This is a genomic window from Mesorhizobium kowhaii (assembly GCF_003253745.1).
Lineage (GTDB): Bacteria > Pseudomonadota > Alphaproteobacteria > Rhizobiales > Rhizobiaceae > Mesorhizobium > Mesorhizobium kowhaii.
Map to the genome: position 1 here is coordinate 1,214,279 of NZ_MZXV01000013.1, position 22,645 is coordinate 1,236,923.

Annotated in this window: 20 protein-coding genes; 15 read left to right on the forward strand and 5 right to left on the reverse strand. The window is 63.4% G+C overall.

Annotation, left to right across the window (positions count from 1 at the left end; translation table 11 throughout):
• The 9 genes from murG (at window position 1) to B5V02_RS08565 (ending at window position 11,065) form a co-directional block, all read left to right on the forward strand.
• Entirely contained in the window at window positions 1-1,128 is a 1,128-nt protein-coding gene (gene murG, locus B5V02_RS08525) for an undecaprenyldiphospho-muramoylpentapeptide beta-N-acetylglucosaminyltransferase (RefSeq protein ID WP_111543660.1), read from the forward strand.
• A complete protein-coding gene (gene murC / locus B5V02_RS08530) occupies window positions 1,125-2,531 on the forward strand; it encodes a UDP-N-acetylmuramate--L-alanine ligase (RefSeq protein WP_111543661.1) in 1,407 nt (468 codons plus the stop codon). The genes murG and murC overlap by 4 nt, the downstream gene beginning before the upstream one ends.
• On the forward strand, window positions 2,528-3,493 hold the full coding sequence (gene murB / locus B5V02_RS08535; RefSeq protein ID WP_111543662.1) for a UDP-N-acetylmuramate dehydrogenase: 966 nt from the start codon (window positions 2,528-2,530) through the stop codon (window positions 3,491-3,493). The genes murC and murB overlap by 4 nt, the downstream gene beginning before the upstream one ends.
• A gap of 303 nt (window positions 3,494-3,796) precedes the next feature.
• A complete protein-coding gene (locus B5V02_RS08540; protein WP_111543663.1) occupies window positions 3,797-4,723 on the forward strand; it encodes a D-alanine--D-alanine ligase in 927 nt (308 codons plus the stop codon).
• Window positions 4,711-5,652 carry a cell division protein FtsQ/DivIB gene (locus tag B5V02_RS08545; protein ID WP_111543664.1) on the forward strand — a complete coding sequence of 314 codons (942 nt, stop codon included), beginning with the start codon at window positions 4,711-4,713 and terminating at the stop codon, window positions 5,650-5,652. Before B5V02_RS08540 ends, B5V02_RS08545 begins: the two co-directional genes overlap by 13 nt.
• Window positions 5,649-6,956, forward strand: a complete 1,308-nt coding sequence (ftsA, locus tag B5V02_RS08550) for a cell division protein FtsA (RefSeq protein ID WP_111543665.1) — start codon at window positions 5,649-5,651, stop codon at window positions 6,954-6,956. The genes B5V02_RS08545 and ftsA overlap by 4 nt, the downstream gene beginning before the upstream one ends.
• 66 nt (window positions 6,957-7,022) lie before the next feature.
• Window positions 7,023-8,696, forward strand: coding sequence for a cell division protein FtsZ (gene ftsZ / locus B5V02_RS08555; protein ID WP_111543666.1), 1,674 nt, complete (start codon window positions 7,023-7,025; stop codon window positions 8,694-8,696).
• Window positions 8,697-8,978: 282 nt separating this feature from the next.
• A complete protein-coding gene (gene lpxC / locus B5V02_RS08560; protein ID WP_111543667.1) occupies window positions 8,979-9,929 on the forward strand; it encodes a UDP-3-O-acyl-N-acetylglucosamine deacetylase in 951 nt (316 codons plus the stop codon).
• Window positions 9,930-10,192: 263 nt separating this feature from the next.
• Window positions 10,193-11,065, forward strand: a complete 873-nt coding sequence (locus tag B5V02_RS08565) for an outer membrane protein assembly factor BamD (protein ID WP_111543668.1) — start codon at window positions 10,193-10,195, stop codon at window positions 11,063-11,065.
• Here B5V02_RS08565 and B5V02_RS40495 read toward each other — a convergent pair.
• The gene (locus B5V02_RS40495; RefSeq protein ID WP_167458343.1) at window positions 11,049-11,192 is read right to left on the reverse strand and encodes a hypothetical protein; all 144 of its coding nucleotides are present in this window, start codon (window positions 11,190-11,192) and stop codon (window positions 11,049-11,051) included. The genes B5V02_RS08565 and B5V02_RS40495 overlap by 17 nt on opposite strands.
• A gap of 57 nt (window positions 11,193-11,249) precedes the next feature.
• Between B5V02_RS40495 and recN the strand changes: the two genes are divergently transcribed.
• The 3 genes from recN (at window position 11,250) to B5V02_RS08585 (ending at window position 16,083) form a co-directional block, all read left to right on the forward strand.
• Window positions 11,250-12,923, forward strand: a complete 1,674-nt coding sequence (gene recN / locus B5V02_RS08575; protein ID WP_111543669.1) for a DNA repair protein RecN — start codon at window positions 11,250-11,252, stop codon at window positions 12,921-12,923.
• A 263-nt stretch (window positions 12,924-13,186) separates the two neighbouring features.
• Window positions 13,187-15,391 carry an NAD-dependent DNA ligase LigA gene (gene ligA, locus B5V02_RS08580; protein WP_111543670.1) on the forward strand — a complete coding sequence of 735 codons (2,205 nt, stop codon included), beginning with the start codon at window positions 13,187-13,189 and terminating at the stop codon, window positions 15,389-15,391.
• Window positions 15,391-16,083, forward strand: coding sequence for a DUF2461 domain-containing protein (locus tag B5V02_RS08585; protein WP_111543671.1), 693 nt, complete (start codon window positions 15,391-15,393; stop codon window positions 16,081-16,083). The genes ligA and B5V02_RS08585 overlap by 1 nt, the downstream gene beginning before the upstream one ends.
• Before the next feature lie 83 nt (window positions 16,084-16,166).
• Here B5V02_RS08585 and B5V02_RS08590 read toward each other — a convergent pair whose 3' ends face one another.
• Entirely contained in the window at window positions 16,167-17,009 is an 843-nt protein-coding gene (locus B5V02_RS08590) for a VOC family protein (RefSeq protein ID WP_167458403.1), read from the reverse strand.
• A 188-nt stretch (window positions 17,010-17,197) separates the two neighbouring features.
• Here B5V02_RS08590 and B5V02_RS08595 point away from each other — a divergent pair, with 188 nt between their 5' ends.
• Together B5V02_RS08595 and B5V02_RS08600 are read left to right on the forward strand one after the other, a co-directional pair.
• Window positions 17,198-17,914, forward strand: a complete 717-nt coding sequence (locus B5V02_RS08595) for an AzlC family ABC transporter permease (protein ID WP_111543673.1) — start codon at window positions 17,198-17,200, stop codon at window positions 17,912-17,914.
• Complete coding sequence (locus tag B5V02_RS08600) at window positions 17,911-18,207, forward strand: AzlD family protein (RefSeq protein WP_111543674.1); 297 nt, start codon at window positions 17,911-17,913, stop codon at window positions 18,205-18,207. The genes B5V02_RS08595 and B5V02_RS08600 overlap by 4 nt, the downstream gene beginning before the upstream one ends.
• Before the next feature lie 42 nt (window positions 18,208-18,249).
• Here the strand turns inward: B5V02_RS08600 and B5V02_RS08605 are convergent, their stop codons facing one another.
• From B5V02_RS08605 to B5V02_RS08615, 3 genes are all read right to left on the reverse strand, one after another.
• Window positions 18,250-20,094, reverse strand: coding sequence for an aminopeptidase P family protein (locus tag B5V02_RS08605; RefSeq protein WP_111543675.1), 1,845 nt, complete (start codon window positions 20,092-20,094; stop codon window positions 18,250-18,252).
• Between the two features lie 146 nt (window positions 20,095-20,240).
• Complete coding sequence (locus B5V02_RS08610; protein WP_111543676.1) at window positions 20,241-21,113, reverse strand: 50S ribosomal protein L11 methyltransferase; 873 nt, start codon at window positions 21,111-21,113, stop codon at window positions 20,241-20,243.
• Between the two features lie 66 nt (window positions 21,114-21,179).
• A complete protein-coding gene (locus B5V02_RS08615) occupies window positions 21,180-21,755 on the reverse strand; it encodes an SCO family protein (protein ID WP_111543677.1) in 576 nt (191 codons plus the stop codon).
• Between the two features lie 342 nt (window positions 21,756-22,097).
• On the opposite strand from B5V02_RS08615, the gene B5V02_RS08620 reads away from it, so the two are divergent.
• Window positions 22,098-22,592: a CreA family protein gene (locus B5V02_RS08620; RefSeq protein ID WP_425374385.1), complete on the forward strand. Its 495-nt coding sequence runs from the start codon at window positions 22,098-22,100 to the stop codon at window positions 22,590-22,592.
• The last annotated feature ends 53 nt before the right edge of the window (window positions 22,593-22,645 follow it).

A 22,645-nucleotide genomic window follows, 5' to 3' on the forward strand; every position in this document is an offset into this window, starting at 1 on the left:
ATGGCGAGGGGTGTCATCCTTCTCGCTGCGGGTGGAACCGGGGGGCATCTCTTCCCGGCTGAAGCCCTGGCGCACGAGCTGAACGAGCGCGGCTGGACGGTGCATCTGGCCACCGACGACCGCGCCGAGCGGTTCGCTGCCCATTTCCCGGCGGCCGCCATCCATCCGATCCAGTCGGCGACGATGGGCTCGAAGAATCCCATCGCCCTGCTTGGTGCCTTCTGGAAAATCTGGCGCGGCGTACGCCAGGCCTCCGCCGTCATCGCCAGGATCAAGCCGGATGCCGTCGTCGGCTTTGGCGGCTACCCGACCTTGCCGCCGCTCTATGCGGCGACGCGGCGCAAGGTGCCGACGCTGATCCATGAGCAGAACGCGGTGATGGGGCGCGCCAACCGGGCGCTGGCCGGGCGTGTCGACGCGATTGCCGGCGGGTTCCTGCCGCAGGACACCAGTGCAGCCGGCGCCAAGACGGTGACGACAGGCAATCCGGTCCGGCCTCCCGTGCTGGAAGCGGCCAAGACGCCTTATGCGGCATCGACCGGGGAGGAGCCGTTCAAGCTGCTGGTGTTCGGCGGCAGCCAGGGAGCCCAGTTCTTTTCCGATGCAGTGCCGGCGGCCATCGCCATGCTGTCCGAAGCGCAGCGCAAACGGCTGGTGATCACCCAGCAGGCACGCGCCGATGACGTTGCGCGGGTGAAGGCGGCCTATGCCGCACTTGGCGTCGCCGCCGAAGTCTCGCCCTTCTTCACCGATATGGCGCAGCGCATGGCGACGGCGCATCTGGTGATCTCGCGCTCCGGCGCCTCGACCGTCTCGGAGATCGCTGTCATCGGTCGGCCGGCGCTGCTTGTGCCCTATCCCTATGCGCTCGACCACGACCAGGCGGCGAATGCGGCGGCCCTTGCCGCCGCCGGAGGTGGCGAAGTGCACCCGCAATCCTCGCTTTCGCCCGAGCGCATCGCGACCCTCCTCGGCGGGCTGATGGACAGCCCTGAGCGCCTGGCGGCCATGGCGGCAGGAGCGAAATCGGCCGGCCGGCCCGACGCGGCACGGTTGCTCGCCGATCTCACAGAGGCTATTGCGTCCCAAAAAACCGTTTCAGACTTCAGGAAGGGGACGCACGTATGAAGATGCCGCAGACCATCGGCCTTGTGCATTTCATCGGTATTGGCGGCATCGGCATGAGCGGCATTGCCGAAGTGCTGCACAATCTCGGCTACAGGGTGCAGGGGTCCGACCAGGCCGACAGCGCCAATGTGCAGCGGCTGCGCGACAAGGGCATCGAATGTTTCGTCGGCCACAAGGCCGAAAATCTCGGCGATGCCGAGGTTGTCGTCGTCTCGACGGCGATCAAGAAAACCAACCCCGAGCTGAAGGCCGCGCGCGAGAAGCTGCTGCCGATCGTGCGCCGTGCCGAGATGCTTGCCGAGCTGATGCGCTTTCGCCAGGCGGTGGCGATCGGCGGCACGCATGGCAAGACGACGACGACTTCCATGGTTGCCACGCTGCTCGACGCCGGCGGGCTCGATCCGACCGTCATCAATGGCGGCATCATCAATGCCTATGGCACCAATGCCCGCATGGGCGACGGCGAGTGGATGGTGGTCGAGGCCGACGAGAGCGACGGCACCTTCCTCAAGCTGCCGGCCGAGATCGCCGTCGTCACCAACATCGATCCCGAGCATCTCGACCACTATGGCAGCTTCGACAAGGTGCGCGAGGCGTTTCGGCAGTTCGTCGAGAACGTGCCGTTCTACGGTTTTGGCGTGATGTGCACCGATCACCCGGAAGTGCAGGCGCTGGTCAGTCGCATCGAGGATCGCCGCGTCATCACCTATGGCGAGAATGCTCAGGCCGATGTGCGCTTCACCAACCACCGGATGGTGGGTGCCATCTCGGAATTCGACGTGGTGATCCGCAACCGCAAGAGCGGTGGCCAGACGACGATCGCCGGCCTGCGCCTGCCGATGCCCGGCCGTCACAACGTCTCCAACGCGACAGCGGCGATCGCTGTCGCGCATGAGCTCGGCCTGTCCGCCGAGGCGATCAAGAAGGGCCTGTCGTCCTTCGCCGGCGTCAAGCGCCGCTTCACCCATACCGGTTCGTGGAACGGCGTCGATGTGTTCGACGATTACGGTCACCACCCGGTCGAGATCTCGGCGGTGCTGAAGGCGGCGCGCAGCGCCACCAAGGGCCGCGTCATCGCCATTGCCCAGCCGCATCGCTTCACCCGGCTACACGATCTGTTCAACGAGTTTTCCACCTGCTTCAACGACGCCGACACGGTGATGGTGGCGCCGGTCTACGCGGCCGGCGAAGAGCCGATCGAAGGCGTGACATCGGATGCGCTGGTGTCGCGCATTCGCGCCGGCGGCCATCGCGACGCGCGCTACATCGAAGGTCCGGCAGCAATCGCGCCAATCATCCGTGATCTGGCCAAGCCCGGCGACTTCGTCGTTTTCCTCGGCGCCGGCAACATCACCCAATGGGCCTATGCGCTGCCCAAGGAGCTTGGCGGGACGGTCTCATGATGCACGGCCAGGCCCTGATCGACAGACTTGGCGACCGGCTTGCCGGCCTGCGTGGCCGCCTGACGCCGAATGCCGAGATGGACAAGATCACCTGGTTTCGCGCCGGGGGGCTGGCCGAAGTGCTGTTCCAGCCGGCCGACGAGGACGACCTCGCGGCGTTCCTCAAAGCCGTTCCCGAAGAGATCCCGCTGACCATCGTCGGCGTCGGCTCGAACCTTCTGGTCCGGGACGGTGGCATTCCGGGTTTTGTTGTCAGACTTTCGGCCAAGGGGTTTGGCGAGGCCGAAATTATTTCGCCGACCACAATCAAGGCGGGGGCAGCGACGCCCGACAAGCGCGTCGCCGCTGTGGCGCTCGAAGCCGGCATTGGCGGCTTCCATTTCTATCACGGCATTCCGGGCGCCATCGGCGGCGCGCTGCGGATGAATGCCGGCGCCAATGGCGTCGAGACGCGCGAGCGCGTCGTCGAGGTGCGTGCGCTCGACCGCAAGGGCAATGTGCAAACGCTGAGCAATGTCGAGATGGGCTATGGCTATCGCCATTCGGCGGCACCGTCCGGGCTGATCTTCACCTCGGCCGTGTTCGAGGGCTTTGCCGAAGACAAGACAGCAATCAAGGCGGCGATGGATGCGGTGCAGAACCACCGCGAGACCGTGCAGCCGATCCGCGAGAAGACCGGCGGCTCGACCTTCAAGAATCCCGAAGGCACGTCAGCCTGGAAGGAGATCGACAAGGCGGGCTGCCGCGGCCTGATGATCGGCGGTGCACAGATGTCGCCGATGCATTGCAACTTCATGATCAACACGGGAACCGCGACCGGCTACGACCTCGAATATCTCGGCGAGACGGTGCGCACGCGGGTGCTGGAGAATTCGGGCATCCGGCTGCAATGGGAAATCAAGCGCATCGGCAATTTCCGGCCCGGGCATGCGGTCCAGGAGTTTCTCGGGCAACTCCTCTAGCGTGTGTTGAAGTTCACGTGATGCATGAACTTCAACGAGGCCGAAAATAGCCCGTGACCGTTGCCGCAAAGACTCAACGATGCGGTTTTCGCATCCATTTTCTCAGAAAGTGAATCTCTCGGAATCGTAAGTACTTGCCAGTGAATCAACTCTCTGATTCTCTGCTCCAAAGCGTTTCCTGATTTGAGTCGTTCGACGCGTTACCCGCGTTTTTCCGTCTGGGGGGGCAACCTGCCGGGAGACTCGGACTCAATGTTGCGGAAATCTTGGTTTTTGGTCCGCCGTGAGAGGGGATGACGGGGAATGAAAAGCAAGCATGTGGCCGTCCTGCTGGGTGGTATCTCGTCCGAGCGGCCCGTGTCCCTGTCCTCGGGAAAGGCTTGTGCCGATGAGCTCGAGAAGGAAGGCTACCAGGTCACGCGCGTCGATGTCGGGCGCGATGTCGGCTCTGTGCTTGCCGAACTCCGGCCCGATGTCGCCTTCAATGCGCTGCACGGCCCGTTTGGCGAGGATGGCACCATCCAGGGCATCCTCGAATATCTCGGCATTCCCTATTCTCATTCCGGCGTGCTCGCCTCGGCGCTGGCCATGAACAAGGAACAGGCCAAGCGGGTTGCCAAGTCGGTCGGCGTCCCTGTTGCCGAATCGAAGGTCGCCAGCCGCTTCGCCATCCAGAGCAAGCACCCGATGAAGCCGCCCTATGTGGTCAAGCCTGTCAATGAGGGCTCAAGCTTCGGTGTCGTCATCGTGCATGAGGGGCAGTCGCATCCGCCGCAGATCATCGGCTCGTCCGAGTGGAAATATGGCGATACCGTCATGGTCGAGCGCTACATCCACGGCCGCGAGCTGACCTGCGCCGTAATGGGCGATGTGGCGCTGGGGGTCTGCGAGATCATCCCGACCGGTCATTCCTTCTACGACTATGATTCAAAATATGTCGCTGGGGGATCAAAGCACGAATGCCCCGCAAAAGTTTCACCGAATATTTACCAAAAAATACAAACACTGGCGCTCAAGGCTCACCAAGCGATCGGCTGTCGGGGCGTTTCCCGGTCGGACTTCCGTTATGACGATCGGCATTCCGAAAACGGCGAGGTTGTCTGGCTCGAGGTCAACACCCAGCCGGGTATGACGCCGACGTCCTTGGTGCCTGAAATCGCCGCCCAGGCCGGGCACTCGTTTGGCGATTTGTTGAGTTGGATGGTGGAGGACGCTTCGTGTCTGCGTTGAAATGGGGACAAGGTGAGGGGAAGGGCGCGGCCGGGCCGGCGCTGTTCGGCCTGCCGTTGTCGTTCGACCATTTCGTGCTGCCGCGTGTGCTTCGCCGCCCGGTGCGCGTTCTGGCGCGCCTGGGGGTTGGTGAATTCCAGGCGCCGCGCTTCTCCGCGGCCATGATGTCTGCCGTACTGCTTGCCTCGAGCAGTGCCTATGGCGCCTATCTCGGCGGCCACGTCGACGGCATCGTGCAGAGCATCACTGCTCGCACCGGCTTTGCCGTCGATCAGGTCAAGGTAGTCGGCAATCGCCAGACCTCCGAGATCGACATCCTCGACAGGCTCGAACTCGACGGCTGGACCTCGCTGATCGGTTTCGACGCAGAGGCGGCGCGCGAACGGATTTCCGGCCTGCCGTGGATCGAGGTCGCGGCGGTGCGCAAGGTCTATCCGCACACGCTGGAAGTGCGCGTCGAGGAGCGCGAGGCCTTCGCACTCTGGCAGCAAGGCGATGAGCTCTCGGTCATCGAGAAGGATGGCGCCGTGATCGCGCCGTTCTCCGGCGGCAAGCAGGTGCTGTTGCCTTTGCTGATCGGCGTCGGCGCGCCGGCCAAGGCGCCGGATTTCCTGGCCAAGGTCGAAAAATACCCAGATCTGGCGAACCGGATCAAAGGCTATGTCCGCGTCGGCGAACGGCGCTGGGACCTCAAGCTGGACAATGGCATCACCGTCAAGCTTCCCGAGGATGGCGAGGATCAGGCGATCGCCGAGCTCGTCAAGATGGACCAGGACAAGGGGCTGTTGTCGCGCGACATCGCTGCCGTCGACATGCGCCTGACCGACAGGCTGGTCGTGCAGCTGACGCCCGAGGCGGCGACGCAGCGCGAAGCCGCCCTCAACGAAAAACCAAAAAGCCTGAAGCGCAAGCCGGAGACGAAGATATGAGCTGGCTTGGCGGTCATGGCGATGCCTCGTCGCGCCGGTCCGGCACCCTGACGGTGCTGGATGTCGGTTCGAGCAAGGTCTGCTGCATGGTGGCCAAGCTGAAGCCGAGCGATGACGGCAAGCTGTTGCGCGGCCGTTCGCACCGGATCCAGGTGATCGGCATCGGCCATCAGAAGTCGCAAGGCGTGAAATCGGGTGTCGTCGTCGATCTCGACCGCGCCGAGCATGCCATCCGTCTGTCCGTCGACGCGGCCGAGCGCATGGCTGGGCTGACGGTCGATTCGCTGATCGTCAACATGACCGCCGGCCGGCTGAAGAGCGAAGCCTTCTCGGCCACCATCAACCTTGGCGGCCACGAGGCAGACGAGGCCGATATCAAGCGAGTGCTCGGCGCCGGCGCCAAGCAGGCACTCAAGGCCGAACGCGAGGTGATCCATTCGCTCCCCGTCGGCTTCTCGCTCGATGCCGAGCGCGGCGTGCGTAATCCGCGCGGCATGGTCGGCGACGCACTCGGTGTGGACATGCATGTCTTGACCGGCGACGCCGCGCCGATGCGCAATCTGGAGCTTTCCATCAACCGTTCGCACCTTTCGGTCGAGCGCATGGTGGCGACGCCCTATGCCAGCGGGCTGGCTGCCCTGGTCGATGACGAACTCGAAATGGGTGCGGCCTGCATCGACATGGGCGGCGGCACGACGACCATCTCGGTGTTTTCGGAAGGCAAGTTCGTCCATGGCGATGCCATTGCCATCGGCGGCAACCATGTCACGCTGGACATGGCCAAGGGCCTGTCGACCTCACTCGACGCTGCCGAGCGGCTGAAGGTGATGCATGGCTCGGCATTGCCGGGCAGCGCCGACGACCGCGACCTGGTCTCGATCCAGCCGATCGGCGACGACGGTGACGTGCCGCTGCAGATCCCGCGCTCGGTGATGACGCGCATCGTGCGCGCGCGCATCGACGAGACGCTCGAACTGCTGCGCGACCGGCTGAACAAATCCGGCTACGGCAATGCGGTGGGCAAGCGTGTTGTCTTGACCGGCGGCGCCAGCCAACTTGCCGGCCTGCCGGAGGCGGCGCGCCGGATCCTCGGACGCAATGTGCGCATCGGCCGCCCGCTCGGCGTGGCCGGCTTGCCGGAAGCGGCAAAGGGACCGGCCTTCTCGGCCGCGGTGGGGCTTCTGATCTATCCGCAGATGGCAAGCTTCGAGAGCCATCCGGCGAAAGGAATTTCCGGTCTCAGGATGACCGGAACGGGCGGAAAACTGCATCGCATGAGTCAGTGGTTGAGAGACAGTTTCTAATTGACGGGGACAGCCCCATAGGCGGCCGCTGCGGCGAAGCGGCGTGAAAGGCAAAGGACGGAGACAATGACCATCAATCTGCAGAAGCCGGACATCACCGAGCTTAAGCCGCGCATCACCGTGTTCGGTGTCGGCGGCGGCGGCGGCAATGCCGTCAACAACATGATCACCGCCGGTCTGCGCGGTGTCGAGTTCGTGGTGGCCAACACCGACGCGCAGGCGCTGACCATGTCGAAGGCCGATCGGCTGATCCAGCTCGGCGCCCATGTCACCGAAGGCCTTGGTGCCGGATCGCAGCCGGAAGTCGGGCGCGCGGCGGCGGAAGAATGCATCGACGAGATCATCGATCATCTGTCCAACACCCATATGTGCTTCGTCACCGCCGGTATGGGCGGCGGCACCGGTACCGGTGCTGCTCCGGTCGTGGCGCGTGCCGCCCGCGAAAAGGGCATCCTCACCGTCGGTGTCGTCACCAAGCCGTTCCATTTCGAAGGCCAGCGCCGCATGAAGACGGCGGATTTGGGCATCGAAGAGCTGCAGAAATGCGTCGATACCCTCATCGTCATCCCCAACCAGAACCTGTTCCGGTTGGCCAATGACAAGACCACCTTCGCCGACGCCTTCGCCATGGCCGACCAGGTGCTCTATTCCGGTGTTGCCTGCATCACCGACCTGATGGTCAAGGAAGGCCTGATCAATCTCGACTTCGCCGACGTCCGCTCGGTCATGCGCGAGATGGGCAAGGCGATGATGGGCACCGGCGAGGCTTCGGGCGAGGGCCGCGCGATGGCCGCCGCTGAGGCTGCCATTGCCAACCCGCTGCTCGACGAGACCTCGATGAAGGGCGCCAGGGGCCTGCTGATCTCGATCACCGGCGGCCGCGACCTGACCCTGTTCGAAGTCGACGAAGCGGCGACCCGCATCCGCGAGGAAGTCGACCAGGATGCCAACATCATCCTCGGCGCCACCTTCGACGAAGAACTCGAAGGCGTCATCCGCGTCTCGGTGGTTGCCACCGGCATCGACAAGTCGGCGGCTGAAATCGCCGCAGCGCCGATCTCGATCCGCACCGCACCTCCGAAGCCGGTCAGCCGGCCGGCCGTCGCCGCGGTGGAAAGCCGCCCGGCGCCGGTCCAGCAGGCAGCTTACGAACCGCGCGCCGTCGACCCGGTCGCCGAGGCCATCCAACTGGCCGAAGCAAATGCCGCAGCCATGGCGCAAGCTCGTCCGGCTCCCGTTACCCACGCAGAGGATTTCCGCCCGCAGAGCAAGATCTTCCAGGCGCCGCCAGCACAGCCGATGCCGCAGCCAGTGGTGCAGCCGGCTCAGCAGCCGCGCGAAATGCTGCAGCGTGAAGCTCCGCAGCCGGTTGCGATGGCGCCGCAGCGGATGCCGCGCGTCGAGGACTTTCCGCCGGTCGTCAAGGCCGAGGTGGATGCCAAGAGCCGCCCGGTCGACCACGAGAACAACAGCGGACCGATGGGCCTTCTGAAGCGCCTGACCAACGGCCTGACCCGTCGCGAGGAAGAGCCTGCACGGCTGCAGCCGGCGCAGCCGCGCGAACCCAAGCTGCGCCAGGCAGCGCCCGAAGTGCGCCGACTTGCCAGCCAAGACGCGCAGCTCTACGCGCCGCGCCGCGGTCAACTGGACGAGCAGGGCCGCCTGACTCCGCAGGTCAGGCCGACTCAGGATGACGATCAGTTGGAGATTCCGGCGTTCCTGCGCCGCCAGGCCAACTGATCGGTAAACGAGCTTTAACGATTGTTAACAGGCAGGCAAGGAATTGCTTGCCTGTTAACGTTTTTAGTATTGTGTTTTCAATCACTTACAGAGACGTGCAGGATCCGGTTCGCGGTTACAAAGAGTAAGAAACCGTGATTTGGAGTCTCCCTCCCTCGACACTATCTTCGCTGCCTACCATGGTCGGTTTGCCGGGTTTTCGGGGGAAAGTCGCCCTGCCTGCCGATTTCAACAAGAGCCGCGCCCTCGGGCTGGAGAAGCGGACCTAGGCATTACGGGCTTATGGGGATTGTCTTGCACGACTATCAGACGACAGTGAAGACGCGCGTGTCGCTTACCGGCACCGGCGTCCACAGCGGCAAGGAAGTTTCCGTCAGCTTTATGCCGGCCGATGCCGACACCGGCATCGTCTTCCAGCTCTTCAATGGCGCAGAGCAGGGCCGTGAATTCCGCGCCCTGGTTTCCGAAGTCGGGGCCACTGACCTGTGCACCATGCTTGGTGATCCCGCTGGCGAACACATCGCCACGGTCGAGCACATCATGGCAGCACTGTTCGGGCTCGGCATCGACAATGTCGCCATCGAGATCGACGGTTCCGAGGTTCCCATCTTCGATGGCAGCGCCATGGCGTTCGTCGAAGCCATCGACCAGGCAGGCGTTGAAACGCTGTCGGTCAAGCGACGCTATATCAGGGTCATTAAGCCGGTTCGCATCGAGAACGGCGCCTCGTGGGCGGAGTTCAAGCCTTATGACGGCACCCGTTTCGAGATCGAGATCGACTTCGAAAGCCCGGCGATCGGCCGGCAGCTGTTCGCGTCCGACCTCAACGCCGATATTTTCCGCCGCGACCTCGCGCGCGCCCGCACCTTCGGCTTCATGAAGGACGTCGAGCGGCTGTGGGCCGCCGGCTACGCGCTCGGCTCGTCGCTGGAGAATTCGCTGGTGATCGGTGACGACAACCGCGTCATCAACATGGGCGGCCTGCGCTATCCCAACGAGTTCGTCCGCCATAAGACGCTTGATGCCATGGGCGACCTGGCGCTGGCCGGCGCCCGTTTCATCGGCTGCTTCCGCTCCTATCGCGGTGGCCACAGGATGAATGCCGCTGCGCTGCGCCGGCTGCTGTCGGATCGCACGGCATTCGAGATCGTCGAGACGACGCGCCGCGAGCGTGGCCGCTCCGCCGAGATGAACGCCGTCAACGCGCCGCTCTACGCGCCCTGGATGATTTGATTTTCTTAACTTTTTTCGGATTCCATGGCGGGTAGAGGTGTTGCACGAATGCACCACCTGTTGGTGAAATTGCACGGATTTTCAAGCAGCGTCCGATCGCCACAAAAATGTGCGATTGGCCGGCGATAGCGTTGCCGGGCAAGGCGGTTATGGTTTATGGCTGCTGCCTTCGATTAGTGCATGTCGCTCAAAAGTGGGGACCAAGTTTGGGACAACGGCATGCAACACGCATTGAAATAACGCCGAAAGGGCGGAATCCAATCATGTTCTTCAAGCGAGTTGGTCAATCGAAAGCGCCGCAGCGGGCTGTTTTCCTGGCGCTTTCGGTGGTTGTTCCATCGCTCTTCCTGTCGGCCTGCATGTCGTCGGAGAAAGATATCGACCTGTCGACCTATGTCGACCAGACCGAGCCGGCCGATGTTCTCTACAATCAGGGCCTTGCCAATCTGAATGCAGGACGCCTGCAAGAGGCGAGCCGCAAATTCGATGCCGTCGACCGCCAGCATCCCTATTCGGAATTCGCCCGCAAATCGATGGTGATGGGTGCTTTCGCCGACTACCGCCAGGGCAATTACGACGAGGCGATCGGCTCGGCCAAGCGCTATCTCACGCTTTATCCGTCGACCGATGACGCGGCCTACGCGCAGTACATCATCGGCTTGAGCTACTACCGCCAGATCAAGGATGTGACGCAGGACCAGAAGGAAGCGCGCCAGACCCTTCAGACAATGCAGGACCTGGTGACGCGCTGGCCGACATCGGAATATGTCGACGACGCCAAGGAAAAGATGCGCTTCGCCAACGATCAGCTGGCCGGCAAGGAAATGCAGATCGGCCGCTACTATCTCGAGCGCCGCGAGTACATCGCAGCCGTCAAGCGCTTCCGCACCGTGGTGGAGAACTACTCCAACACGCGCCATGTCGAGGAAGCCCTGGCCCGCCTGACCGAAAGCTATTACGCGATGGGCCTGACCTCGGAGGCGCAGACCGCCGCCGCCGTGCTCGGCACCAACTACCCCGACAGCCCGTGGTACAAGGATTCCTACAAGCTACTGCAGAGCAATGGGCTTGCGCCGCGCGAGAATGCCGGCTCATGGATATCCAAGGCCGGGAAGATGATCACCGGCGGCGCCTGACCCAGAGCATTGGACCGAAGCGTGCGAAGCGCTTTTTCGGATTGATCCGGCGCTCAAACAAAAAGATAGTGCGGCGCTGCGACTCCAGATGGTCGCGTGCCGCTTTAAGTCTTTTGTTTTTGTGCATGTCGTTCTCCCAAAACCGGGTCCACTTTTGGGCGACATGCAATAGGTCCGGGTTCTGATGCTTTCCAGACTGTCGATCCGCGATATCGTCCTGATCGAGAAGCTGGATATCGACTTTCAGCCGGGTCTTTCCGTGCTGACCGGCGAAACCGGCGCCGGCAAATCCATCCTGCTCGATGCCCTGTCGCTGGCGCTCGGCGCGCGCGGCGACGCGTCGCTGGTGCGCCATGGCGCGGCGCAGGGCCAGGTCATCGCCGTCTTCGACGTGCCGCGCAACCATCCGGCCCGTACACTGCTCGCCGAAAACGCCATCGACGATGACGGCGACATCATCCTGCGCCGCCTGCAGACGGCCGATGGCCGTACTCGCGTCTTCGTCAACGATCAGCCCTCGAGCGTCACGCTGATGCGCGATGTCGGCCGCGCGCTGGTCGAAATCCACGGCCAGCACGACGAACGCGCCTTGGTCGATCCCGGCGCGCACCGCGATGTACTCGACGCCTTCGGTGGCCATCTCGGCGCGGTTCGCTCGACCGGCGAGGCATGGCGGCACTGGCGCGCCTGCGAGCAGGAGCTGTCGCGTCACCGCGCCAAGGTGGCGGCGGCCGCGCGCGAGGCCGACTATCTGCGTGCGGCGGTGGCGGAGCTGACGAAGCTGGATCCGCAGCCGGGCGAGGAGACCGATCTCGCCGAGCTGCGCGCATCGATGATGCGGGCGGAGAAGATCGCTTCCGAAATCCATGATGCGCAAGATGTGCTGTCCGGCCCGTCCTCGCCCTTGCCGCAACTGGCGAGCCTGCTCAGACGCTTGCAACGCAAGGTGACCGAAGCGCCGGGCCTGCTCGACGACGTGGTCAAGTCGCTCGACGAGGCGATGCTGTCGCTCGACGCCGCGCAATCGGGGGTCGAGGCAGCACTGCGCGCCACCGAATATGATCCGCAGCGGCTGGAGAAGGCGGAGGAGCGGTTGTTTTCGCTGCGCGCCGCATCACGCAAGCACACCGTGGCCGTCGACGACCTGGCGCAATTGCGCGACACGATGTCGGCCGATCTCGCCGATCTCGATGCCGGCGAGGAACGCTTGCACGGGCTGGAAAAGCAGGCTGCCGCGGCGCGCGAGACCTATGACATTGCCGCCGCACAGCTGTCCTCGCTTCGTCATGCGGCGGCGGTCGGTCTGACCAAGGCCGTCATGGCCGAATTGCCGGCGCTGAAGCTCGAACGCGCCGCCTTCATCGTCGAGATGGAGAGCGAGGCCGAGAGCCGCATGGAAGAGGGTATCGACCAGATCGAGTTCTGGGTGCGCACCAATCCAGGCACGCGGCCCGGGCCGATGATGAAAGTGGCTTCCGGCGGCGAGCTTTCGCGCTTCCTTTTGGCGCTGAAGGTGGCGCTGGCCGACCGTGGTTCGGCGCCGACGCTGGTTTTCGATGAAATCGACACCGGCGTGGGCGGCGCTGTCGCCGACGCCATCGGCCAGCGGCTGGCGCGGCTGTCGAAGCGCGTTCAGGTGCTGTCGGTCACGCATGCGCCGCAGGTGGCGGCGCGCGCGGCGACGCATTTCCTGATCTCCAAGTCGGGCGGCGCCGACCGCGTCGCGACTGGCATTGCCGAGATGGACCGTCCGGCGCGGCAGGAAGAGATCGCGCGCATGCTCGCCGGCGCCACCATCACCGACGAGGCGCGTGCGGCGGCCGAGCGGCTGCTGCGCGAGAACACCGCCGCGTCCTGACGGCGCACGGTTCGCCAGGCTGGCAAAATCCGGACTTGGCAACAGAGTCAGCTTGTGGCGCCATCCCGCTGTTTCGGCGCGGTTTTATCAGAATTTTGCTCCCTTGAATCCGAAAGCTGATCTATGGTCGCGGACCACTAAAGCGCGTCGCGTCGAATCGGATTTACGCGACGCGCTTTAGGTCTTTGTTTCTATGCATGTCGTTGTCCCAAAACTGCTGCGCACTTTTGGGCGACATACACTGTTGAGCCGGGTCTGAAACCATGTCCGAAAAACCAGCCGATGCCCTGACAGAAAGCGAAGCCGAAGCCGAGCTGAAGCGCCTGGCGGAAGAGATCGCCGAGCATGACCGGCGCTACCATACCGAGGACGCGCCGATAATCACCGACGCGCAATATGATGCGCTGACACGGCGCAACCTTGCCATCGAGCAGCGCTTTCCGGCGCTGGTGCGCGAGGATTCGCCGTCGCGCAGGGTCGGCGCTGCGCCGGCGGAAGGCTTCGCCAAGGTGCGCCATGCGGTGCCGATGCTCAGCCTCGCCAAGGCCTATACCGACGAGGATGTCGCCGATTTCATCGAACGCGGCCGGCGGTTCTTCGATCGCGACAAGGATCTCGACATCGCCTTCACGGCCGAGCCGAAGATCGACGGTTTGTCGGCTTCGCTGCGCTATGAGGGCGGCGTGTTCGTGCAGGGCGCAACGCGTGGCGACGGCGCCGTCGGCGAGGACATCACCGCCAATCTCAGGACGATCGCCGACATTCCCGCGAAGCTGAAGGGCTCGGGCTGGCCAGAGGTCATCGAGATACGCGGCGAGGTCTACATGACCTACGCGGAATTCGAGGCGCTGAAGCAACGCTCGGCGGCGGTTGGCGGCCAGGATTATGTCAATCCGCGCAACACGGCGGCCGGTTCCTTGCGCCAGAAGGATCCGTCCGTCACCGCCAGCCGCAACCTTAAATTCTTCGCCTATGCCTGGGGCTATACGTCGGAGGATCCCGCTCCGACCCAGTACGGCTCCGTGCAGAAGTTCAAGGATTGGGGTTTCGCGATCAGTCCGCTGATGGTGCGGGCGAAGTCGGCCGAGGAGCTGATCGCGCATTATCATCGGATCGAGGAGCAGCGCTCTTCGTTGGGCTACGACATTGACGGCGTCGTCTACAAGGTCGACCAGCTTGAGCTGCAGCGCAGATGGGGTTTCGTCACTGGCGAGCCGCGCTGGGCGGTTGCGCATAAATTCCCCGCCGAACAGGCGATGACGACCGTGCAGAAGATCGACATCCAGGTCGGCCGCACCGGCACGCTGGCGCCGGTTGCGCGGCTGGCGCCGGTCACGGTTGGCGGTGTCGTGGTCGAAAATGTCACGCTGCACAATGAGGACTACATCAAGGGTCTGGACAGCACGGGCCAGCCGATCCGCGACGGCATCGACGTGCGTATCGGCGATACGGTGGTGATCCAGCGGGCAGGGGACGTCATACCGCAGATCGTCAGCGTCGTCATCGACAAGCGTCCGCCCGATGCCGTGCCATACGAGTTCCCGCACACCTGCCCGATCTGCGGCTCGCCGGCGACGCGCGAGATCAACGAGAAGACCGGCAAGGAAGATTCCCGCCGCCGCTGCACCGGCGAACTGATCTGCCCCGCGCAGGCCGTGGAAGGATTGCGCCACTTCGTGTCTCGCGGTGCCTTGGACATCGAAGGCCTCGGCGCGGAAAACATAGACACCTTCTTCAACGCGGGATTGATCAAGACAGCCGCCGATATCTTCACGCTCAGGGATCGCCGTCCTGCCGTCACCAAGGCGCTTGCCGAGCGGCGTGAGGAGCAGGCCAGGCAGCGCGAGGCCGCATCGGGCAAGACGCGCAAGAATGTACGCAGCGTCGAGGACCGCAATTACGAAGGCCTCGACAAGCTGTTCGCTGCCATCGACTCGCGCCGCGAACCGGAACTGGACCGTTTCATCTTCGCGCTCGGCATCCGCCATATCGGCGAAACCACGGCCGCTGTGCTTGCCAAAACCTTCTCGACCATCGAGGAGTTGATCCGCGTCGGCAAGGAGACAGCGGCGGCCGACGATCCGCATACCGTTTTCCCATCGGTCAACGGCATCGGCGACACGGTGATCGACGCGCTTCGCGATTTCTTCGGCAACGAGCGTAATGACGACGTGCTGGATGCGCTGCTCAAGCAGGTCAAGCCGAAGCCATATGTCGTGACCATCTCGGCCGACAGCGCGGTCGCGGGCAAGACAATCGTGTTCACAGGCACGCTGGAGAAGATGACGCGTCCGGAAGCCAAGGCGATGGCCGAACGTCTCGGCGCGAAGGTCGCAGGCTCGGTTTCGGCGAAGACGGATCTGGTGGTCGCCGGGCCGGGTGCCGGCTCCAAGCTTAAGCTCGCCAGCGAACTCGGCGTCGAGGTGATCGACGAGGACGCCTGGCTGGTGCGGATCGGCAAGGCGTGATGGAAGGTGCATTCAAGGGTTTCGGCCCAAAGGCCATTCCGTTCCTGAAGGCGTTGGATTTCCATCAGAGCCGGGAGTGGTTCCTGGAAAACCGCGACCTGTTCGAAAAGGAGTTGCGCGATCCCTTCGGCGATCTGGTCGAAACGCTCACGGAGCGGTTCGCGGCAGCAGGGCTCGGTCTGCGCGGCGATCGCAAGAAGTCGCTGTTCCGCATCAACCGCGATGTGCGCTTCGCCAAGGACAAGCGGCCCTACAACCGGCATTTGTCGGCAATCCTGTCGCCCGACGGCACCAAGATGGAGCAGGGCGTGTTCTACGTGCATATCGGGCTGGAGCGCTGTTTTGCCGACGTCGCCTGGTGGCAGCCGGAGCCGGCGCTGCTGCTGGCGATGCGCAAAACCATCGCGACGCAACCTGACAAGTTTCGCGCCGTGGTAAAGGCACTGAAGAAAAACAGCCTTGAACTCGAGACGGAAGGCTGCATGAAGCGTATGCCACGCGGCTTCGAGCATATCAGCGAACCCGATCTGGCAGAGGCCATCCGCAACCGGCATTTTGTCGTCCAGCATGTGATCGACCCGGCGGGAATCCATATGGCGGAGCTGGTCGACGAACTCGTCGATTTTACCGTTCGCGCCAGGCCGCTGCTCGACTGGGGCAGGGCGATCGAGGGCAAGGTCCCCGAGAAATAGACAACTCACACTTCATATTTCTTCGCTCGTCGTCAGCTGATGCCGAGACGGATCAGATGAGTCATACCGCTTGCAGGGCGGTGTTAAGTCGAAAAGGCGACCGCAGTTCCGAAGCCCCGCGTCGGCGACAGGACGAGCCGACTGCCGGCCCACGGCAGCCCGAGATCGATGAAGGTTTCGAGCGTTCGGCACCTGATGGTCAGTCCGGCAAGATGGGGGCCGTCATCAGGGTGGGGAGGTGACATGCCGAAGGCATCTTCAAAAGCCTGCGGGCTGGCCAAAATGATGGCCCCTGTGAGGGTATTGAAGACAATGCTGCCTGCGCTTCCCTTTTCTGCAGCCACGCCCGTAAAAGCCCGCATATGCTCAGCAAGCTCAAGTGCATCTTTGCCCGAAAGCCAGACGTCGCGAACCGTCTGCGCCGAGTTGGCGTGCCCAAGATATTGTGGCTGCGCGTAATATTCCGGCCGGAAATGCTGGCAAGCGAAATGGCCGAACCACGGTGCCGCCGGCGTTGACAGGAAAGCCAGCGAAAAGCCGACGCGAACGTCCTCGCCGGTCGGCATCTTTGCCATGCGGGAGAATTCGAAGGGCTGATATGTCCGCAACCCTTCTGCCATCCAGGCCGCTCTGTCGGCGGCGGCATCCGACGTATCCAGCACCGTCATCGAGAATCCTTCATGTCGGGCCAGATAGTCGCGATTGAAAGCCGAGAAGGAGAATTTGCCTTCTCCATGCTCGACAACGTCCTGCGGAATCGTGACTGACAGAAGTTCCAGATAGTTGCCGTGCAACTGAATGATCGAATTGCCGGTGCCGAATGGGTGCTGACCGCGCGGGGTCAGAGTAAAACCGAGTTCGCTGTAGGCAGAACGAAGCGCGTCGAGATCGTGAGCTGCCAAAACGAGGTGGTTTATGCCGTTCATGGGCCTGCCCTCAACAGACGACGGTTTGTTCCGGTCAAACGACCGAAGAATCATACAGCTTCTGGTTGTTTGAGCCAATGCTGGGCGTTGGTCCATGACATCAGTTTCGCTGATTTATCGGCTCAAGCGAATTCGACTGACTTTTCAATCGCAGACACCTACATGTCGGCGCGACCTAGGAACGTGAGATGTCAGCAGAGGCCTTGACCGAAAATTCTCCCGCCAGCGATTTTTGGCTTGGCGTCCGGGCGAGCATTCCGACCGTGGTTGCGGCTTCGCCCTTTGCGTTGCTCTTTGGTGCGCTCGCGGTTGACAATGGCATGTCCGTGACTGAAGCGACGCTGATGAGTGCGACGATCTATGGCGGCGCCAGTCAAATGGTCGGCATTGAGCTGTTCGGCCATCAGGTCGCGCCTTGGCTGATCGTGCTTTCGATCTTCGCGGTAAACTTCAGGCACGTGCTTTATTCGGCGTCGGTTGGCCCGCGTCTTGCGCATTGGCCGCCGATCAAGCAAGCGATTGCCTACTTCTTCCTCGTCGATCCGCAATATGCCGAGGCGGAGGTCAAGAGCGAGCGCGGTGAAGAAGTGACGTTCGTCTGGTATATGGGCATGGCGCTGCCGATCTACATTCTCTGGGTGGCGCTGTCAGCAGCGGGCGCGACGTTTGGCGGCTTGATACCCAACCCGCATGCGATCGGCCTCGACTTCCTGCTACCCATCTATTTTCTCGGACTGGTGACCGAATTTCGTGACCGGCCGCTTTGGTTGCCGGTCGTCCTGATAAGCGCTGCCGCCTCTATCCTGGCTTACAAATTTGTCGGCTCACCCTGGCATGTGTCGATTGGTGCCGCCGCTGGAATTGTGTTTGCCGCTGCAATGCCGAAGCGTGGAGCGGCGCTGTGAGCACGACACTGTGGATCATACTCGCGGGTGCATTGGTCACTTATGCCACGCGCGTAGGCGGGCACCTCGTGCTCTCGCGTTTCGAACATGTGCATCCGCGCGTCGAGGCGGGTTTGAACGCTGTACCAGCAGCAGTGCTGACAACGCTGGTGGCGCCGGCCGCGCTCGGGGCCGGGCCGGTGGAATGGGCTGCGCTGGGGCTCGCCGGCGCAGTATCGCTGCGCGGTGGGCTTCTGCCAATGTTTCTGGTTGGTGCAGCCGTGTTGATCATTGGCCGGCATCTGGTCGGTTAAGCGCCGCGTCCTATCGGACACGGACTCCACGCCGGCACGTCTTCAGATCTTCGCATCGTGCGGCAGTGGCGCGGTGGCCTTTTCCAGCCAGGCCAGCGTTTCGCCGTCGAGCATCGGCCCGATCTCGGCCAGCACGCGGGCATGGTACGTGTCGAGCCAGTGCAGTTCATCGCGTGTCAGCAGGTCGGTGCGCACCAGCCGCTTGTCTATAGGCGCCAGCGTCAGCGTCTCGAAGCCGTGCATGGCGATGTCGCCGCCTTCGACCTCTTCCGCCGGCGTTACCAGGATCAGGTTCTCGATGCGGATGCCGTAGGAGCCTTCCTTGTAGTAGCCGGGTTCGTTGGACAGCATCATGCCTTCGAGCAGCTTTTCGGTGCCGGTGCGGGCGATGCGTTGCGGGCCCTCATGCACCGCCAGGTACGAGCCGACGCCATGGCCGGTGCCGTGGGCGAAGTCGCAGCCGTGCTTCCACAGCGCCATGCGGGCGACGGCGTCGATTTCCGAGCCGCGCGTGCCGGCGGGGAAACGCAGCGTCGAGATGCCGATCATGCCTTTCAGCACCAGCGTGAAGCGTTCGCGCATTTCCTCGGTCGGCTGGCCGATCGGCACCGTGCGGGTGATGTCGGTGGTGCCGTCCTGATACTGGCCGCCGGAATCGAGCAGGAACAGCTCGCCGGCCTGCAGCTTGCGGCTGGTGGCGCGTGACACGCGGTAGTGCATGATGGCGCCATTCGGGCCGGCGCCGGAAATGGTGTCGAATGAGATGTCGCGCAGCGGCATCTGGGTTTCCTCGCCGGTCCGCCGCCGCGCCTCTTCCAGCTTGGTCACCACGGTGATCTCATCAAGCGAGCCGGGTTTTTGGCGCTCCAGCCAGCACAAAAGCTTCGCCACCGCGGCGCCATCGCGGCGATGCGCGGCGCGCGAACCGTTGATCTCGGCCTGGTTCTTGGTGGCGCGCGGAATGCGGGCGGGGTCGGCTGCGGCAACCACCGTGCCGCCATTGTCTTCGACCAGCATGCGCAGCCTGTCGGCCGCCAGCACCGGGTCGAGGGCGATCTTCGCGCCACCCTTGGCAAGGGCCACGATCGCCGCCTCGAATTCACCGGGTTCATGCGGCTCGGCGAGCTGCGTGAGATAGGCCGCGACCTGGCGCGAGAACTTGCGCCGGTCCATGAAAAGCTGGTGCGATCCGTCGGCAGCGAGGATGGCGAAGCCGAGCGCCAGCGGTGTGTGCGGCACGTCGCCGCCACGGATGTTGAAGGCCCAGGCGATGGAGGAGGGGTCGGTCAGCACCGCATGGGTGGCGCCGTCCTTGGCAATCGCCGTTGCCAGCCGCGCCAGCTTGTCCTTGGCGAGCTCGCCGGCAAAGCCGATCGGGTGGAGTTCGACCGGCGCCACCGGCGCCTCGGGCTGATCCTTCCAGATGATGTCGATCGGGTTCTTGTCGAGTGGCACCAGCACCGCGCCGGTCTTGTCGGCCGAGGCCTGCAGCGCCTTGACCTCGCTGATCGTGTGCAGCCACGGGTCAAAGCCTAGCCGCGCTCCCTTGCCGAGATTGTCCTTCAGCCAGGCGGCTGGCGGGTTGTCGACCAGGCTTTCGATCGAAAAGATGTCTAGATCGACCTCGTGGCGCACCTGCAGCGTGTAGCGCCCGTCGACAAAGACGAAGGCGCGGTCGCGCAGCACGATGGCAACACCGGCCGAGCCGCTGAAACCGGTCAGCCATTTCAGCCGCGCCGAGCGATCAGCGACATATTCCCCCTGATGTTCGTCGGCGCGCGGCACGATGAAGCCGTCCAGCCCGTTGGCCGCCAGCCACTGGCGCAGCAGCGCAACGCGCGGCTTACCGACTGCCGGGTCGCCCGCGGAATCGAAGGTCTGGAACATTTTGGGCCTCCCTGAATTCGGCGCTGATGTAGCGCATGAGCTTGAAAATCGGAATCGATTTCCAGCTGCCGCAACCTGCTACAGCGTCGCTTGACTGACAACCGGCTGGCTTTGGTCCAAGCTGGGTCGTTGCCGGCTTGTCTGCCTCAATGCTTGAGGTGGATCGTCACCCAGCCCTCGCGGTGCAAGGTGCGCACGTGGCGGAAATTCTGGCCGACATAGGCCGAGACGACGGCGTCGCGCTGGCGGTCGAGGATGCCTGACAGCACGATCGAGCCGCCAAGCGCAATATGCTGCGCCATTTGCGGCGCCAGTCGCATCAGCGGCCGTGCCAATATGTTGGCGACGATGAGATCGAAGGGCGCGCACTTGCCAAAGATCGGATGGTGAAAGCCCGGCGCAGTCACCGTTTCCACCATTGCCTTGACGTGGTTGAGCCGCGCATTGGCGGCAGCCACTCTCACCGCCACCGGGTCGATGTCGGTGGCCAGCACCGGAATGTGCGCCAGCTTGGCGACAGCGATGGCCAGCACCGCGCTGCCGGTGCCGAGGTCGAGCGCATTGCGCGGGTGTTCGCGGCGCATGACCCTTTCCAGCATTTCGAGGCAGCCGGCGGTGGTGCCGTGGTGGCCGGTGCCGAAGGCAAGGCCCGCCTCGATCTCGATGGCAAGCTCGCCGCTGTGGCGCTTCCTGCGGTCATGTGCGCCGTGGACGAAGAAACGGCCGGCGCGCACCGGCTTCAAGCCTTCCAGCGAGCGCGCCACCCAGTCGATATCGGGCAGGGATTCGCGCTCGATAGGCTTTGGTATGGAAAGGCCGACAAGGATGTCCTTGGCCCGCGCCTCGACCGCATCGACGTCGCCATCGGCATAGAGCGACACTTCGTAGATGTCGCGATCCTCGTCGACCTCCAGCACGGCGATCGGCAGGCCTTCATCCTCGAAGGCCGCCTCGAACGCCGCGAAAATGCTGTCCGCCTCGAGCTTTCCGGTAATGAAATGAAGCCGCGTCTGGGTCATGGATTATGTGTCTTGTTTGAGCATGATCTTGTCCGAAAACCGGTTCCCACTTTTCGGGATCATGCGTCAGCCCGCGGCCAATCGCTTCAACTTGGCAATGGCGGTGTCAGGGCTTTCGCCATAGGCGATGGTGCCGGCAAAGTCGCCCTTGGCGTTGAGCAGCAGCACCGAGGCGGTGTGATCCATCGTGTAGTCGCCGTCGCCGGTGTCGACCTTCTTCCAGTAGATGCCGAACGACTTGGCCATGGCATGGACCTTGTCCGGGTCGCCGGTGATGCCGACGATGCGGTCGGAGAAATTGCTGACATAGCTGTTCATGACATCTGGCGTGTCGCGCTCCGGATCGACCGAGACGAAATAGGCGTGCAGGTTCTTGCCGTCGTCGCCGAGCGTCTTCAGCCAGCCGGCCAGTTCGAACAGCGTGGTCGGGCAGACCTCGGGGCAATGGGTGAAGCCGAAGAAGACGACACTGGGCTGGCCCCTGAAGGCGGCCTCGGTGATCGGCGCACCTTTCTGGTCGACCAGCGTGAAGGCGGCGCCGAAGGGCTCGCCACCATAGTGGCCGCGGTACCAGTCGAAGGTCAGCCAGCCGATGCCGGCCGCCATCAGGACGAGAATGCCGACCAGAATAGAACGCATCATCAGTAAGGTCCGTCCGCGAAATCATCGGGGCGCCGGCCACATGCCGCGCCAGCACGACAGTCTTAGAGCCTGTTTGGAAATTCTACTCTGGTGGCCATCTGATGGCGTTTTCTGCGCTTCCGTTGCTCACGGACCAAATGTCCGCTGCGCTACGGTTCTCGAAACCACCATCATATGACTCACCAGAGCGAATTTCGAAACAGTCTCTTAGCGGTTCTACCCCGCCCAGGCAAAGTGCCGCGTTGCCGCAACCGCATTGGTGTTGACGTATCTGCTTGCAAAGCCGGGCTGTTCGCCCCACCTGTGACCGGCAACTCGAAGCAGGAGGCTCCCTTGCAAGCTCTGATTGGGCGAAAACTGATCGGCGGCGCGCTGGCCGCGTGCGTTGTCCTTGGCGCTGGCACGGCCTTCGCCGATGAAGTCGGCAAGGTCGGTGTCGACTGGCTCGGCAACGACATCATCGTCGAGGCGATCAAGGATCCGAAGGTGGAGGGCGTCACCTGCCACGTCTCCTATTTCGATCGCGGCATCATCGATCGCCTGCACAAGGGCAACTGGTTCGAGGATCCCTCCGATTCCTCGATCTCCTGCCGCCAGACCGGCCCGATCACCATCGGCGCCATCGACATGAGCGAAGGCGGCGAGGAGGTGTTCAAGCAAGGCATCAGCCTGATCTGGAAGAAGCAGGTGGTGAACCGCATCTACGACAAGGCCAACGAGACGCTGATTTACCTGTCGCATTCGCGCCAGGTGCAGAACGGCTCGGCCAAGATGTCGGTCACCACCGTGCCGCTCTACGGCCAGAACGTGGTGTGGACCAACGGCAAGCCGAAATAGGGTGGGTCGAACTCCTCCGCACAATTGGTAGACGGACAACTGCTCCCGACTTG

Coding starts and splice junctions, on each gene's coding strand:
- ligA (WP_111543670.1), top strand. CDS start 13,187: ATGTCCGAAAAACCAGCCGATGCCCTGACAGAAAGCGAAGCCGAAGCC.
- B5V02_RS40495 (WP_167458343.1), bottom strand. CDS start 11,192: ATGCACAAAAACAAAAGACTTAAAGCGGCACGCGACCATCTGGAGTCG.
- lpxC (WP_111543667.1), top strand. CDS start 8,979: ATGGGGATTGTCTTGCACGACTATCAGACGACAGTGAAGACGCGCGTG.
- B5V02_RS08595 (WP_111543673.1), top strand. CDS start 17,198: ATGTCAGCAGAGGCCTTGACCGAAAATTCTCCCGCCAGCGATTTTTGG.
- B5V02_RS08615 (WP_111543677.1), bottom strand. CDS start 21,755: ATGATGCGTTCTATTCTGGTCGGCATTCTCGTCCTGATGGCGGCCGGC.
- B5V02_RS08605 (WP_111543675.1), bottom strand. CDS start 20,094: ATGTTCCAGACCTTCGATTCCGCGGGCGACCCGGCAGTCGGTAAGCCG.
- B5V02_RS08590 (WP_167458403.1), bottom strand. CDS start 17,009: ATGAACGGCATAAACCACCTCGTTTTGGCAGCTCACGATCTCGACGCG.
- murC (WP_111543661.1), top strand. CDS start 1,125: ATGAAGATGCCGCAGACCATCGGCCTTGTGCATTTCATCGGTATTGGC.
- B5V02_RS08540 (WP_111543663.1), top strand. CDS start 3,797: ATGAAAAGCAAGCATGTGGCCGTCCTGCTGGGTGGTATCTCGTCCGAG.
- B5V02_RS08610 (WP_111543676.1), bottom strand. CDS start 21,113: ATGACCCAGACGCGGCTTCATTTCATTACCGGAAAGCTCGAGGCGGAC.
- B5V02_RS08565 (WP_111543668.1), top strand. CDS start 10,193: ATGTTCTTCAAGCGAGTTGGTCAATCGAAAGCGCCGCAGCGGGCTGTT.
- recN (WP_111543669.1), top strand. CDS start 11,250: ATGCTTTCCAGACTGTCGATCCGCGATATCGTCCTGATCGAGAAGCTG.
- murG (WP_111543660.1), top strand. CDS start 1: ATGGCGAGGGGTGTCATCCTTCTCGCTGCGGGTGGAACCGGGGGGCAT.
- B5V02_RS08585 (WP_111543671.1), top strand. CDS start 15,391: ATGGAAGGTGCATTCAAGGGTTTCGGCCCAAAGGCCATTCCGTTCCTG.
- ftsA (WP_111543665.1), top strand. CDS start 5,649: ATGAGCTGGCTTGGCGGTCATGGCGATGCCTCGTCGCGCCGGTCCGGC.
- ftsZ (WP_111543666.1), top strand. CDS start 7,023: ATGACCATCAATCTGCAGAAGCCGGACATCACCGAGCTTAAGCCGCGC.
- murB (WP_111543662.1), top strand. CDS start 2,528: ATGATGCACGGCCAGGCCCTGATCGACAGACTTGGCGACCGGCTTGCC.